This window comes from Kitasatospora sp. SC0581, from assembly GCF_048159585.1.
In the GTDB taxonomy this organism is placed as follows: Bacteria; Actinomycetota; Actinomycetes; order Streptomycetales; family Streptomycetaceae; genus Kitasatospora.
This window is the reverse complement of sequence record NZ_JBLRWA010000008.1, coordinates 268949-282511: the sequence shown is the minus strand read 5'-3', so window position 1 is coordinate 282511 and position 13563 is coordinate 268949. Positions and strand designations below refer to the sequence as shown.

Sequence of the window (13563 nt, the reverse complement as noted above, 5' to 3'; positions counted from 1 at the left end):
CGCCTTGCGATGCACGCACCCCAACGCCGCCCCGCCCGCCCTCCGGGCGGACGACGGGAGTTTGAAGACAGGCCCTAGCGCCCGTCCTCGAACTCGGGTCCGCGGGGCCCGTACGGCCGGGCGGAGCAGGGTCCGCGGGCCCGTACGGCCCGGGCCGTCGGCCGCCGCCGCGGGGCCCGGGATGCGGGTTCCGGCCGTCAGGGGTTGAGCGGGCGGCATCGGACAGGCAGGCTGGGGAGGGGCGGGCCCCAACCTCGGCGGTGGGGAGCGCGGGCGGGGGCGGGCGTGGTTGGATGCGGTCGTAGCGTGGAACACCGACCCGGGGCACCGGGCCCGGGCGCCCTCCGAGGCGGTACGGGCACGGTGGCACGGGACTTGAGCGGACGACGACGGCAGGGACGAACGTGAGGATCTTCCACCGGGCACGGCACCGGCCGTCCGCCACCTGGCGGCAGACGACCGACCGGGCCTTCACGCTGATCGGCGACGGCCGCTACGAGGACGCCGGCGCCCTGCTGGTGATGGCCGCCGACCTGGAGCCGTGGCTCTCCGACTCCTGGTTCAACCTCGCCCTGCTGCACAAGTTCCGCCGGGACTGGGAGCAGGCCCGCTCGGCCGGCCTGCGCGCCGTCGCCCTGCTGGACCGCGAGCACGGCGCCCCGGACTGGTGGAACCTCGGCATCACCGCCACCGCCCTCCAGGACTGGCCGCTGGCCCGCCGCGCCTGGCAGGCGTACGGGCTGAAGCTGTCCGGCGGCCCCGGCGCGCAGCCGGACGGCCCGGTCAGCCTGGACCTCGGCACCACCCCGGTGCGGCTGTCCCCGGACGGCGAGTCCGAGGTGGTCTGGGGCCGCCGGCTGGACCCGGCCCGGATCGAGGTGCTGTCCATCCCGCTGCCCTCCTCCGGCCGCCGCTGGGGCGAGGTGGTGCTGCACGACGGCGCCCCGCACGGCGAGCGGGTCACCGACGGCGTCGCCTACCCGGTGTTCGACGAGATCGAGCTGTGGGCGCCCTCCCCGGTGCCGACGTACGTGGTGCTGCTGCAGGCCGCCACCGCCGGGGACCGGGACGCGCTGGAGCGGCTGGTCGCCGACGCCGGCTACGCGGCCGAGGACTGGACCTCCTCGGTGCGGCTGCTGTGCCGCGCCTGCTCGGAGAGCCGGATGGCCTCCGACGACGGGGTCGCCGCCCACCACGACCCGCATGACGACGGTGACGCCGCCCACCCCGGCCACCTCAGCCACCTCAGCCAGGGCGGCGCGGCCGGGATGTCCTGGCTGGTCGAGCGCGAGTGCGGGATCGCCGCCCCGGCCCACCTGGTGCGCACCCTGCTGGACCGCTGGGTCGCGTCCGCCCCGGGAAGCCGGGCGTACCGGGACCTCGAAGAAGTGTGCTGAGTACCCTGGTGAGGTAACGCGTACACCGACGGAAGCGGAAGACATGGCGGAGCAGGCCGAGCAGCACGAGCACGAGCACGACGTGGAGGGGACGGCGGCCGAGGCGCCCGTGAAGGTGATCGGTGAGGAGCCCGACCTCAGCAAGGGCACCGCCCGCCCGATCACCGTCGTCGGCAACCCGGTGCTGCACCGCGAGGTCAAGGACGTCACCGTCTTCGACGGTGAGCTGTCCGCGCTGATCGACGACATGTTCCAGTCGATGTACGCCGCCGAGGGTGTCGGCCTCGCCGCCAACCAGATCGGCGTCGACCTCAAGGTCTTCGTCTACGACTGCCCGGACGACGAGGGCGTGCGCCACATCGGCCACGTGATCAACCCCGTGCTGGAGGAGTACCCGGCCGACCGCCGCCGCGTCCTGGACGACGGCAACGAGGGCTGCCTCTCCGTCCCGACCGCCTACGCCGAGCTGGCCCGCCCGGACTACGCCGCGGTCACCGGCGTCGACAAGGACGGTCAGCCGATCCGCGTCGAGGGCACCGGCTTCTTCTCGCGCTGCCTCCAGCACGAGACCGACCACCTCTACGGCACCCTCTACATCGACAAGCTGTCGAAGCGGGACCGCAAGGACGCCCTGAAGCAGATGGCCGAGGGCACCCCGAAGTACGCGACCGTGGCGAACGACTGACGGTCCGTCGCACGCGAGGGCCGGGACACCGCTGGTGTCCCGGCCCTCGGCGTTCCGTGGGGCGGTCCGGCACGGGGGAGCGGCTCAGGACTCGCCGTGCTGGCCGCGGGAGAAGATGGTCGGGCTGCCGGGGAGCTCCGGGTTCGCGCCGAGGTGGTCGGCCAGGTCGCGCACCCCCTCGGCGAGCGAGACCGCCGGCCGGTAGCCGAGGCCCTGGAGCTTGGAGATGTCGCCGACCAGCCGGTAGGTGTCGTCCTCGATCTCCGGGATCACGCTGACCTCGGGCGTGACGCCGGTGGCCTCCCCGATCGTGTTGACGAGGTCGCGCATCGAGACCTCCGTACCGGAGCCGATGTTGAACACCTCGCCCAGCTCGGCCCGGTCGGCGATCGTCAGCAGCCCCTGGACCAGGTCGGTGACGTGGACGAAGTCGCGGGTCTTCCGGTCGATGTCGCCCACGATCTGGATGGGCTGGTGGTTGAGGTGCCAGCGCAGGAACCGGCCGACCTCGACCATCGCCTCGTGCGGGTTCTCGCCCGGCCCGTAGACGCAGAACGGGCGGCCGACCACCACCGGCAGACCGCAGGCGCGGTGGAGCGCCAGGCAGGTGATCTCGCCGCTGAGCTTCGACGCGCCGTACGGGACGAAGGGGCGGGTCGGGTGGTCCTCGTCCATGGGGAATTTCCGGGGAGTTCCGTAGACGGACGCGGACGAGACGTAGACGACCCGGCGGACGGACGCCTTGAGGAGGGCCTCGGCGAAGATCAGGGTGCCGAGTGCGTTGATCTCGAAGTCGAGGCGCGGCTGCGTCACCGACAGCGTGCCGTTCGCGTTCGCGGCGACGTGGAAGACCAGGTCGGCGTCGTCCACGGCCTCGGCGACGGCGTCGACCTCGCGGATGTCCAGCAGGTGCAGGGTGGTCCCGGACGGCGCCGAGATGCTCGTCGCGGTGCGGGCGTTGTCGATGATCGCCACCTCTTTCCCGAGAAAGAGAAGGGCGCTGGTCAGGTGCCTTCCGACGAAACCCAATCCGCCCGACACCAATACCTTGTCGTATTCTTCGAGCATATTATCGATATATCAAGCCTCGAACATATTCGCGATCCGGGAATTCGGAATCGCGTCCGTCCGGGTGAAAATCAGGCGGACAGGTGTTGTCCCGGTTCGTGGTGCTCCGGCTCGTGGTGCTCCGGCTCCGCGTCGAAGGCGCGGAAGAGCGAGAGGTCGGGGGTGCGGCCGCGGATCGCGGTCCAGGCCTCGTCGAAGTCGCGCCGGACCCCGGCCGGCGGCCACGGGGCGGGCCGCAGCTCCGGGGGGAGGAGCGGGTCGAGCTCCAGGGCGTGGGTGAAGGCCTCGGCCAGGCGCAGCGCGGTGGCGACGAGTTCGACGGAGCCGCGGTCGGGGCCGAGGGGTTCCTCGGCCAGCGCCTCGGCGAGGGGCCGGTAGGCCTCGACCGTCCCGGCCGCGGGCCAGAGCTGCTCGGCGGTGGCGGCGGGGCCGGTGAAGCCCCGGCCGGTCAGGCGGGTGGCCTCCGCCGTGACCAGGTAGGCGTCGACGGTCGCCGCCGAGGCCTCGGCGGCGAGTTCGTCGAGCAGGTCGTGCGGGCTGACGTAGGCGCCGGGCGCGAGCGGGGCGGCGCCGAGCCGGGTCAGCGCGGTGCGCAGGGCGTCGCGTTCCGCCCGGTGCCGCTCGGGGACGGAGAAGGTGTAGAGGCGCCAGAGCCCGTCCCAGGGGGCGCGCCCGGCGTCCTGGGCGTAGGCGAGCGCGACGAACCGGACGTCCAGGTCCGAGCGGAGCCGGCCCGCGTCGGTCAGGACGAGCCGGCCCTTGCGGCCCCGCCCCTCCTGCCGCAGGACGCCCGCCGCCTCCAGCCGCCGTACGGCCAGCCGTACCGGCTGGTCCGCCAGGCCGGCCGCCGCGGCGACGTCGTAGACGTAGTCGAGCGGGGCGGTGCCCTGCGGGTCGAAGCAGGCCTCGACGACCGTGCGCGGCGCGGGTCGGTACGGCGCGGCGTTGTCTGCGGACACGGGAGACCTCGGTTCTCGATCACGGGGCCCGGGGCTGGGGCCGTCCGGTCAATGTGCCACATCCGGCACGCGGGGCCTCAGGCGCCTTCCCAGGGGTAGCCGTGGCGGCGGAAGGCCGAGGCGATGGCCGCCTTCCTGCCCTCGACGTCGTCGTCGAAGAGGACCCGGCCGACCGGTGACTCGATCCGCACCTTGCCGCCGTGGCGGAAGACGCCGCCGACCTGGTCCCGGGCGATCACCCGGCTGTCGTCGCCCTCGACGACGGTGATGCTCTCGTCCGAGATGCGCAGCGTGGCGGCGTGGTAGGTGACGAACATCCCGACCACGAGCCCGACGGCGGCGAGCGCCACCGGTCGGCCGATCACCATGGCCGGGGAGGTGAACGAGCCCAGGAAGCGCACGGTGTCCGCGTAGGGGATCGGGTGCCGGGCGGCGAACTGGAGGAGCCACGGGACGGCGAAGCCGAGGCCGGCGCCGACCGCGCCGCAGAAGGCCCAGATGACCACCTTGGTGTCGAGGGGCATCCGGAGCTCGGTCACGGCGGACTGGGCGCCGGTATCTTTCGTCATATGTACGACCGTAGCAGATTCGATAGTTTCAGGGCATGGTCGGAGGCGCTCCGGGACGGGGCGGCGGCCCCGGTGTCACGTTTCCGACGGCTCCCCGGTCCATCTGTCGGGCGCGGTGGCCGCAGTCCGCGCCGCCGCCGACCGAGAGAGGGGACATGACCATGGAGACCTTGACCGTCCGACGCGTCATCGCCGCACCGATCGAGGACGTGTTCGACTGGTGCGCCACCACCACCAACTACACCCGCTCCCCGCTCATCCTCCGGGCCCGCCTGGCCCGGCCGGGCGCCGGTGCGCCGTACGGCGTGGGGGCGGTGCGGGTGCACACCTGGGCGATCGGCTGGTTCCGCGAGCGGGTCACCGCGTACAACCGGCCGTACGGCTTCGACTACACCGTCGAGCGCAGCCTGCCGCCGTCCCGGCACGAACTCGGCCGGATGACCTTCATCGAGGTCCCCGGCGGGACGGAGGTCGCGTGGACGACCACCTTCCAGGTCCGACTGCCCTTCGGCGCGGCCCTGACCCGGGCCCTGGCCAAGCCCCTCATCGCCCACACCTTCGGCCGCATCCTCGCCGCCGCCGACGCCGACCTCACCGCCGGCCGCCGACGGGCCGGGAACGGCGACGCCGGGTGACGGCGCGCAACGACAGAGGTGCCCCGCACGGCCGAGCCGTGCGGGGCACCTCTGGTGTTGCGTGTGCTTCCTAGAAGTCGTCGTCGAAGGCGACGGAGCCCTCGACGGCGACCTGGTACGCCGAGACGCGGCGCTCGAAGAAGTTGGTCAGCTCCTGGACGTTCTGGAGCTCCATGAAGCCGAACGGGTTCGTCGACCCGTAGCGGATCGGCAGGCCCAGGCGGGCCAGGCGCTGGTCCGCCACGGCCTGCAGGTACTCGCGCATCGAGGCGGTGTTCATGCCGGGCAGGCCGTCACCGCACAGGTCCTGGGCGAACTGGAGCTCGGCCTCGACGGCCTCCTCCAGCATCTCCGTGACCTGCTTGGCCATCTCGTCGTCGAAGAGGTCGGGCTCCTCCTCGCGGACGGTGTCGACCACCGACATCGCGAAGTCCATGTGCATGGACTCGTCGCGGAACACCCAGTTGGTGCCCGTGGCCAGGCCGTGCAGCAGGCCGCGCGAACGGAACCAGTACACGTAGGCGAAGGCGCCGTAGAAGAACAGGCCCTCCACGCAAGCCGCGAAGCAGATCAGGTTCAGGAGGAACGCGCGGCGGTCCTCCTTGGTCTGCAGCGAGTCGATGTGGTCGACCGCGTTCATGTACTTGAAGCAGAACTGCGCCTTCTGGCGGATGGAGGGGATGTTCTCCACCGCGGCGAAGGCCGCGTTGCGGTCCTCCGGGTCGGGCAGGTAGGTGTCCAGCAGCGTCAGGTAGAACTGGACGTGCACGGCCTCTTCGAACAGCTGCCGCGAGAGGTACAGGCGCGCCTCGGGCGAGTTGATGTGCTTGTAGAGGCTCAGCACCACGTTGTTGGAGACGATCGAGTCGCCCGTCGCGAAGAACGCGACCAGCCGGCCGATGAGGTGGCGCTCGCCCTCGCTGAGCTTCGCCAGGTCGGCGACGTCGGAGTGCAGGTCCACCTCCTCGACGGTCCAGGTGTTCTTGATCGCGTCCCGGTACCGGTCGTAGAACGACGGGTAGCGCATCGGGCGCAGGGTCAGCTCGAAGCCGGGGTCGAGCAGCATCTTGCGGTCTTCGGGGGTGGTCACTGGCAGGCCTCGCAGGACTCGGGGTTCTCCAGGGAGCAGGCGATGGCGGCTTCCTGCTCCGGGGTGAGGGAGGGGGTGTTCACGGGCACCGGCGCCGGCGCGGCGGCACGGGCGGTGCCGGACGCGGCCTGGGCGATGCGGGTGGCCGGGCGCGAACGCAGGTAGTAGGTGGTCTTCAGACCGACCTTCCACGCGTAGGCGTACATCGAGCTGAGCTTGCCGATGGTCGGCGCCGCCATGAACAGGTTCAGGGACTGGCTCTGGTCCAGGTACGGCATGCGGGCCGCGGCCAGGTCGATCAGCGCGCGCTGCGGCAGCTCCCAGGCCGTCCGGTACAGCGAACGGACCCCGGCGGGCAGCCAGTTCAGGTCCTGGACGGAGCCGTTGGCGTCGCGCAGGGCGTCGCGGGTCTGCTGGTCCCAGACGCCGAGCTCCTTGAGCTCGCGCACCAGGTACGGGTTGACCTGGAGGAACTCGCCGGACAGCGTCTCGCGCTTGAACAGGTTGGACACCTGCGGCTCGATGCACTCGTACACGCCGGCGATGGACGCGATGGTCGCGGTCGGCGCGATGGCCAGCAGCAGCGAGTTGCGCAGGCCGGTCTCGGCGATCCGGGCGCGCAGCGCCGTCCAGCGGTCGGCCCACTGCGGGGCGGCCGTCGGGAAGTGGTCGATGTGCAGCTCGCCGCGGGCGGCACGGGTCTCGCCGTACGCCTCGTGGCGGCCGAGCTGCTCGGCCAGGTCGGCGGAGCGCTCGTACGCGGTGAGCATGATGCGCTCGGCGATCAGCGTGGACAGGCGGGCGGCCTCGGCGGAGTCGAAGTCGATCCGCAGCTTGAAGAAGACGTCCTGGAGGCCCATCACGCCGAGGCCGACCGGCCGCCAGCGGGAGTTGGAGGTGCCGGCCTCGGTGGTCGGGTAGAAGTTGATGTCCACCACGCGGTCGAGGAACGTCACGGCCGTGCGGACGGTGGCGTCGAGGCGCTCCCAGTCCATGGCGCCGAGCAGGTCGTCGACGGTGGCACCGGGGGCCACGTGGGCGCCGAGGTTGACCGAGCCGAGGTTGCAGACGGCGGTCTCGGAGTCGTCCGTGACCTCCAGGATCTCCGTGCACAGGTTGGAGGAGTGCACGGTGCGGCCCGGCAGGGCGGTCTGGTTGGCGGCGCGGTTGGAGGCGTCCTTGAAGGTCATCCAGCCGTTGCCGGTCTGCGCCAGGGTGCGCATCATGCGGGCGTACAGGGTCTGCGCCGGGATGGTGCGGACGGCCTTGCCGGCCAGCTCGGCCTTGCGGTAGGCCTCGTCGAAGTCGGCGCCCCACAGGTCGACCAGCTCCGGCACGTCGGCCGGGGAGAACAGCGACCAGTCCTGGTTGGCGTTGACCCGGCGCATGAACTCGTCCGGGATCCAGTGCGCCAGGTTGAGGTTGTGGGTGCGGCGGGCCTCTTCGCCGGTGTTGTCGCGGAGCTCCAGGAACTCCTCGATGTCGGCGTGCCAGGTCTCCAGGTAGACGCAGGCCGCGCCCTTGCGGCGGCCGCCCTGGTTGACGGCGGCGACCGAGGAGTCGAGGGTGCGCAGGAACGGCACGATGCCGTTGGACTTGCCGTTGGTGCCGCGGATCAGGCTGCCGCGCGAGCGGATGCGCGAGTAGGACAGGCCGATGCCGCCGGCGTGCTTGGACAGGCGGGCGATCTGCGCGTAGCGGTTGTAGATCGAGTCCAGGTTGTCCAGCGGCGAGTCGAGCAGGTAGCAGCTCGACATCTGCGGGTGCCGGGTGCCGGAGTTGAACAGCGTCGGCGAGGAGGTCAGGTACTCCAGGCGGCTCATCAGGCCGTACAGCTCGGCCACCTCGCGCACCGACTGCTCGGAGTCGCCGACCGCCAGGCCGCAGGCGACGCGGAGCAGGAAGTGCTGCGGGGTCTCGATCACCTTGCGGGTGATCGGGTGGCGCAGCAGGTAGCGGGACTGCACGGTGCGCAGGCCGAAGTACTCGAAGCGGTCGTCGCCGGCGGTGTCGATCAGCGCGTCCAGGGCGGCGGCGTGCTTGGCGACGAAGTCCGCGGTGGTGTCGCCGATCAGGCCCTCGGTGTGGCCGACGGCGATCGAGGCGGAGAAGGACACCGAGCCCTGGCTGTTCGCCTCGTCGACGATCTCCAGCGCGAGCAGGCGGGCGGCCAGCTTCGAGTACTGGGGGTCCTCGGCGATCATCGACGCGGCGGCGTCCACGGCCAGCCCGCGCAGCTCGGCGAAGTCCGAGCCGGCGTGGCGGCCGCGCAGCGCGGCGGCGGCGACATGGCCGGGGTCGACCTCGGTGAGGTCGGTGCTGCGGTCGGTGAGCAGCCGCAGCAGCGCGCCCCCGGGGTCGGAGACCGTCGGGTCGGTGAAGGCGGTACCGGAGCCCTGGGCGGGCAGGGTGGCTGAGGCAGCGGTGGTCAAGGCGCTCTCTCCTGGCGGCGATCGGCGGCGGTGCTCGGGGGGCCACCGGGCCGATCTGGGCAGGGGAGCACGGCGCGAACGCAAAAAGCGTCGCGCGAGGTGACTCCCCGGCCCGCCCGCGAGGCCCGGAGGGGTACTGCTGGTGCCGGCGCGGCCTCTGCGGGAGGGCCGTGGCGCACGCCGTCGGCAGGTACTCGGACTCGCGGGGTGCGGCTGCTGGAGCCGCCCGCTCACCGCTGCGGGGCAGTCCCGGATTCGCACCGGGTTCCCCTGCATCGACAGCAGAAGCGAGCATACATGTTGTGCCGCCGGACTGCGGCGGCACCATATGTTGTGCCTGTCGTGTCGCGGATGTGCGTGGGCCGGGCGGCCGGTCAGTGCTTCAGATAGACCTTGTACGTGCTCGAATCGCCGGTCGGCGAGGTGAATTGGGCGACCAGCCGGTAGTGTCCGGCGGCGCCCAGGGCCTCGCTCAGGGCCCGGTCGGTGGCCCTCGGCGCGGTGCTGTCGAGGACGACCATGGTGAACCAGCCGTCCCGGATCGCGGCGACGCTGCCGTCGTCGCCGTGGTGCTCGACCCCGGCCCCGTCGCGGTAGTCGGTGCCGGCGCGCGCGGAGACCCACTGCTCGGGCTTGGAGACGCCGCCGAGGTAGTACTCGGCGAGTCCGTCGACCTCGGTGAGGTAGCGGCCCTGGGGCTCCGTGTGGACCCGCAGGACGGCCAGCAGGCGGCCGGAGTCGGGCCCGTTCTGGTAGCGCAGTGCGGACTGTTCCAGGCCGAGGGCGAGCAGGGCGACCCAGACCAGGATGCCGAGCTGGGGGTGGCGGAAGTGGGCGCCGACCAGCCGGGTCAGGCCGACCCCGGCGAGCGGGGCGGCCAGCAGCATGCCGTAGCCGAGGTGGCGGAACAGCGCGCCGGAGGTGCCGGTCCACAGGTGGGCGGCGGGGACCAGCAGGGCGGTGGCGGTCAGGACGGCCCCGAGCAGGGCGCGCCGGCCCCGGGTGGTGGGGAGGGGCTCCTTCTCCGGCGCGTCGTGCTCGGGCATCTGTTCGCGGCGCGCGTAGGCGATGGTGCCGGCCACCGCGAGGACGGTGAACAGGCCGGCCCACTGGAGCGTGCCGAGCAGGACCGAGCCGGCCGAGCCGGGGGCGTTGCCGCGCGAGGGCGACCACCCGGCGACCTTGCCGAGGGTGCCGTACGGGAGCAGCAGGACGAGGGTGCCGAGGGCCGTCAGCAGTGAGCGCAGGGCGGCCGGGCCCACCCGGTGGTACGGCCGGGCGCAGGCGAAGGCGAGGGCCACCAGGGCGGGGACGGCGAAGGCCGCGGAGTAGGCCGTGGCGCAGGCCAGCGCCGTGGGCGGGGCGGCGAGCAGGGCCAGGGCCGGATGGCGGCCGGCGGTGAACACCGTGGTCCAGGCCGCGAGGGCGACCAGCAGGACGGCGAGGGACTCGGGCGCGGCGTAGAAGCCGACCACGACGGTGGACTGGAGGACGGCGTACCCGGCGATGGCGCAGATGGCGACCCGCTCGTTGAACAGCCGCCGGGTCAGCGAGTACAGCAGGACCGTGGTGAGCAGCGCGAAACCGAGGCTGAGCAGCCGGGTGCCCCAGATGCCGTTGGCGTCGGCGGCGGCGCCGGCCAGCGGCGGGTAGAGCCAGGGCGAGCCGTGCACCCGGTCGACCAGGTCGGTGGTGACCGGGGTGCCGTGCAGCAGGTGGGCCAGCTGCTGGCGGCCGGCGACCATGGCGGCGGCCTCGTCGGGGTGCGCGGCGGCCAGCAGGCGCAGCGAGAGGGCGGCCTGGACGGTGAGGACGGCGCCCAGCAGCCCGCGGGCGATCCACCGGCGCCGGGGGCTGGTGCCCGGGTCCCAGCCGATCGCGGGGACCCGCGGGATGGTGTACGGGGCCAGCTCGACGCCGTCGGGGTTGTCGACCGTTACGGCGGGGCGGGGCCCGTCGGGGCTGTCCACCGCCACGGCGCCGGGCCCGTCCGGGTCCGGCTCGGCGGCCGGGTCGTGGGCGGAGCGGCCGTGCGGGACGGGGGAGAACTCGGACTCAGTGCTCATCAGGGGTTCCGGATGTCGAAGCCGTAACGGGGGTCGGACACGCGCTGCTTGAACGCGGCGAGGGTGTCCGGCACGGCCTCGACCCGCCAGTCCGCCCGCTTGACGATGTTGAACCAGACGAAGCCGACGATGTCGTCGTGCGCCTCCAGCCCGGAGAACAGCTGGTCGATGTCCGCGTGCTGGCGCTTGCCCTGCTCGGAGGCGGTCTCGCTGATGAAGAAGGGCTTCTGGGAGAAGCCGCGGATCTCGGCCATGGTCGGGCCGTAGAGCGCGTCGAAGGTCTTGGGCCCGGTCTTGGTGAAGTAGCCGGTCATGCCGGCCCAGTCGACGTAGGTGTCGCCGGGGTAGTACGGCTCCAGGCGGGTGTTGGGCGCGGGGTCGGTGATGTTGGGGCTCCAGACCCAGATCACGTTGGTGGCGCCGGCCTGGTCGAAGAGGTCGTGGACGTGGCGCCAGGCGGCCACGAAGTCCTCGGGGGTGGCGGCCTGACGGCCCCACGGGTACCAGTCGCCGTTCATCTCGTGGGCGATGCTGACGGCGATCGGCAGGTTGAACTTGGCCACGGCCTTGGCGACGCCGCGCACGTAGTCGTCGGTGTCGCCGGCCGCGATCGAGGCGAGCGAGCGGTCGTGCGGCTCCCAGGCCATGAAGGGCAGCGCCCCGGCGTCGTGGATCCGGCGGGCGCCCGCGGTGTCGAAGCCGCCCTTCCAGTGGGCGTAGAACTCCAGGACGTTGGGCTGCTTGCCGATCGCGTCGCGGTAGCCGGGCAGCGCGTCCATCGTGGCGGGGACGTCGGGCAGGGCGGCACCGAGGTACTTGTGGCTCGGCCTGAGCAGCGGCGTGACGTCGTACGGGACGCCGGCCGGCAGGGCCTTGGGCGTGGCGGGCGCGGCCGGCGCGGTGCCCCCCGCGGCGGGGGTCGCGCCCGGAGTGCCGGGAGTCCCGGGGGCGCCGGGAGCCGGGGTGGCGGCCGGGGCGGCCTGGGCGAGGTCCTTCTGCATCGCGAAGCCGGGGTCCTCGGGGCCGCACGCGGTGGTGAGCAGCAGGCCGGCGGCGGCCAGCAGCGGGAGCGCCAGCCGGTGACGGAGCCGGCCGGCCCGTCTCGGGTGGGCGGACATGGCGATCACACTGCTTCCGTCGGGCGGGGCTGGACGAGGACCCGGCCCACGATGGTGGCGTAGAAGAGGCCGGAGGCGAGGACGAGGGCGAAGTTCAGCGGGCCCATGGTGAGCATCCGCCAGATGCTCAGCAGCACCCAGAGCAGGGCGGTTCCGCCGCCCCAGGCGATGACGCCGATCCAGAACCGCCGGGTCCTGTTCCGCTTGGCGCCGCTGGAGCCGGTCGGCTGCCAGGCCATCCGGTTGCGGCGCACGATGTCCCAGATGGCGAAGACGTGCGCCCAGCCGTACATCATGCGGGCGGCCCAGGCCTCCAGCCGGTAGGGGTTGCGGTGCCAGAGCGGGAAGATGACCGTCGCGTAGAGCAGGCCGGGCAGCACCAGCGCGGTGTTCTCCCAGCGGATCAGGTCGGGGCGGGCGAGCAGCAGGACGATCGGGATGAGCGGTGAGACGACGGTGAACAGCGCCGTGTGGATGTAGTAGAAGAAGCCGGACAGGTAGCAGGCCCGGGTGATCGGCCGCAGCTTGGTCTGCCAGAACTTCTTGCTGCCGAGCAGGCTCATCGAGCCGGTGCACCAGCGGTACTGCTGGTTGAAGAAGCCGCCGACGTTGTCCGGGCAGACGCCGGTGGCCAGCGCGACGGGTATGTACTGGAGGTCCCAGCCGAGGCGGCGCAGGTCGAACCCGGTGTGCACGTCCTCGGAGTGGCCGATCAGCGTGGTGCCGCCGTTCTCCTCCAGCGCCGCGCGCCGGTACACCGCGCAGCTGCCCACGCAGATGGCGCCGTCGCTGCGCTGCCGGGAGACCTGGACGGTCCGGTAGAACAGCTCCTGGACGGCGCCGGCGCCGCGCTCGATCCAGTTCTGCGAGTCCAGGATGCGGAAGAACTGCGGGGACTGGACGATGCCGAGACGGGGGTCGGCCTCCATGTAGGGGAGCATCTCGTTCAGCAGGTCCGGCCGGGGCGCGAAGTCGGCGTCCAGGATGAGGATGTAGTCGCTGTCGGAGTTGCGGAAGCCGAACTGGAGGTTGCCGGCCTTCTTGAACCAGCCGAGCTTGTCGCGGGTGCCGTACACGAACCCGAAGTCGACGGCCATCTGCGCGAGTTGCGGGCTGTTGCTGTCGTCGAGGACGTACGGGGTGACGTCGCCCGGGTACTGGTCGCGGAGCCGGGCGACGTGCGTCCAGGTGTTGTGCAGGACCTCGATCGGCTCGCCGGCGACCGGGAGGAAGATGTCGACGGTCGGATGGTGCTCGGGCTGCCAGGACTTGACCAGGGCCCGGTGGGCGGAGAGGTCGAAGGTCTCGTTGAAGCCGTGCACCCAGCGGGATATGAGGTAGTAGACGATGGTGAAGGCGAGCGGCGGTATGAAGAAGAGGAACCACGGCGTCGCGCTCAGCAGCCCGATCTCGCTGGCCACCATGCAGGCGAAGCTGATGAGGGAGAAGCAGGTCAGCACCCACAGGTTGGTGCGGGCGTAGAGGTACTTCTCGGTGTTGTCCGGGGGTTGGGGGAGCAGGCCCCACCGGTTGCGGGCGGCCGG

General features: G+C 72.2%; 11 protein-coding genes and 1 riboswitch. Of the genes, 3 read left to right on the top strand and 8 right to left on the bottom strand.

The window, feature by feature from the left end:
- The first annotated feature begins 404 nt into the window (after positions 1 to 404).
- Both ACLWS4_RS16535 and def read left to right on the top strand, forming a co-directional pair.
- The gene (locus ACLWS4_RS16535) at positions 405 to 1397 is read left to right on the top strand and encodes a tetratricopeptide repeat protein (protein WP_049652370.1); all 993 of its coding nucleotides are present in this window, start codon (positions 405 to 407) and stop codon (positions 1395 to 1397) included.
- Between the two features lie 109 nt (positions 1398 to 1506).
- Entirely contained in the window at positions 1507 to 2082 is a 576-nt protein-coding gene (gene def, locus ACLWS4_RS16530; RefSeq protein ID WP_369808303.1) for a peptide deformylase, read from the top strand.
- A gap of 84 nt (positions 2083 to 2166) precedes the next feature.
- Here the strand turns inward: def and ACLWS4_RS16525 are convergent, their stop codons facing one another.
- The 3 genes from ACLWS4_RS16525 to ACLWS4_RS16515 form a co-directional block, all read right to left on the bottom strand.
- Complete coding sequence (locus ACLWS4_RS16525) at positions 2167 to 3150, bottom strand: NAD-dependent epimerase/dehydratase family protein (RefSeq protein WP_049652368.1); 984 nt, start codon at positions 3148 to 3150, stop codon at positions 2167 to 2169.
- A 71-nt stretch (positions 3151 to 3221) separates the two neighbouring features.
- Positions 3222 to 4109 carry a transcriptional regulator gene (locus ACLWS4_RS16520; protein WP_416874443.1) on the bottom strand — a complete coding sequence of 296 codons (888 nt, stop codon included), beginning with the start codon at positions 4107 to 4109 and terminating at the stop codon, positions 3222 to 3224.
- Between the two features lie 77 nt (positions 4110 to 4186).
- Entirely contained in the window at positions 4187 to 4678 is a 492-nt protein-coding gene (locus ACLWS4_RS16515; protein ID WP_416874442.1) for a hypothetical protein, read from the bottom strand.
- 161 nt (positions 4679 to 4839) lie between these two features.
- Between ACLWS4_RS16515 and ACLWS4_RS16510 the strand changes: the two genes are divergently transcribed.
- Complete coding sequence (locus tag ACLWS4_RS16510) at positions 4840 to 5313, top strand: SRPBCC family protein (protein WP_416874449.1); 474 nt, start codon at positions 4840 to 4842, stop codon at positions 5311 to 5313.
- Between the two features lie 70 nt (positions 5314 to 5383).
- Here the strand turns inward: ACLWS4_RS16510 and ACLWS4_RS16505 are convergent, their stop codons facing one another.
- From ACLWS4_RS16505 to ACLWS4_RS16485, 5 genes are all read right to left on the bottom strand, one after another.
- Positions 5384 to 6379, bottom strand: a complete 996-nt coding sequence (locus ACLWS4_RS16505; protein ID WP_074001568.1) for a ribonucleotide-diphosphate reductase subunit beta — start codon at positions 6377 to 6379, stop codon at positions 5384 to 5386.
- 20 nt (positions 6380 to 6399) lie between these two features.
- Positions 6400 to 8811, bottom strand: coding sequence for a ribonucleoside-diphosphate reductase subunit alpha (locus tag ACLWS4_RS16500; RefSeq protein ID WP_049652373.1), 2412 nt, complete (start codon positions 8809 to 8811; stop codon positions 6400 to 6402).
- 191 nt (positions 8812 to 9002) lie between these two features.
- A riboswitch (cobalamin riboswitch) is annotated at positions 9003 to 9137 on the bottom strand.
- Between the two features lie 72 nt (positions 9138 to 9209).
- Positions 9210 to 10901 (bottom strand): glycosyltransferase family 39 protein, encoded by a 1692-nt coding sequence (locus ACLWS4_RS16495; RefSeq protein ID WP_416874441.1) that lies wholly within the window; start codon positions 10899 to 10901, stop codon positions 9210 to 9212.
- Positions 10901 to 12019: a glycoside hydrolase family 26 protein gene (locus ACLWS4_RS16490; RefSeq protein WP_416874440.1), complete on the bottom strand. Its 1119-nt coding sequence runs from the start codon at positions 12017 to 12019 to the stop codon at positions 10901 to 10903. Before ACLWS4_RS16490 ends, ACLWS4_RS16495 begins: the two co-directional genes overlap by 1 nt.
- Before the next feature lie 5 nt (positions 12020 to 12024).
- Positions 12025 to 13443: a glycosyltransferase family 2 protein gene (locus ACLWS4_RS16485; RefSeq protein WP_107086463.1), complete on the bottom strand. Its 1419-nt coding sequence runs from the start codon at positions 13441 to 13443 to the stop codon at positions 12025 to 12027.
- Between the last annotated feature and the right edge of the window lie 120 nt (positions 13444 to 13563).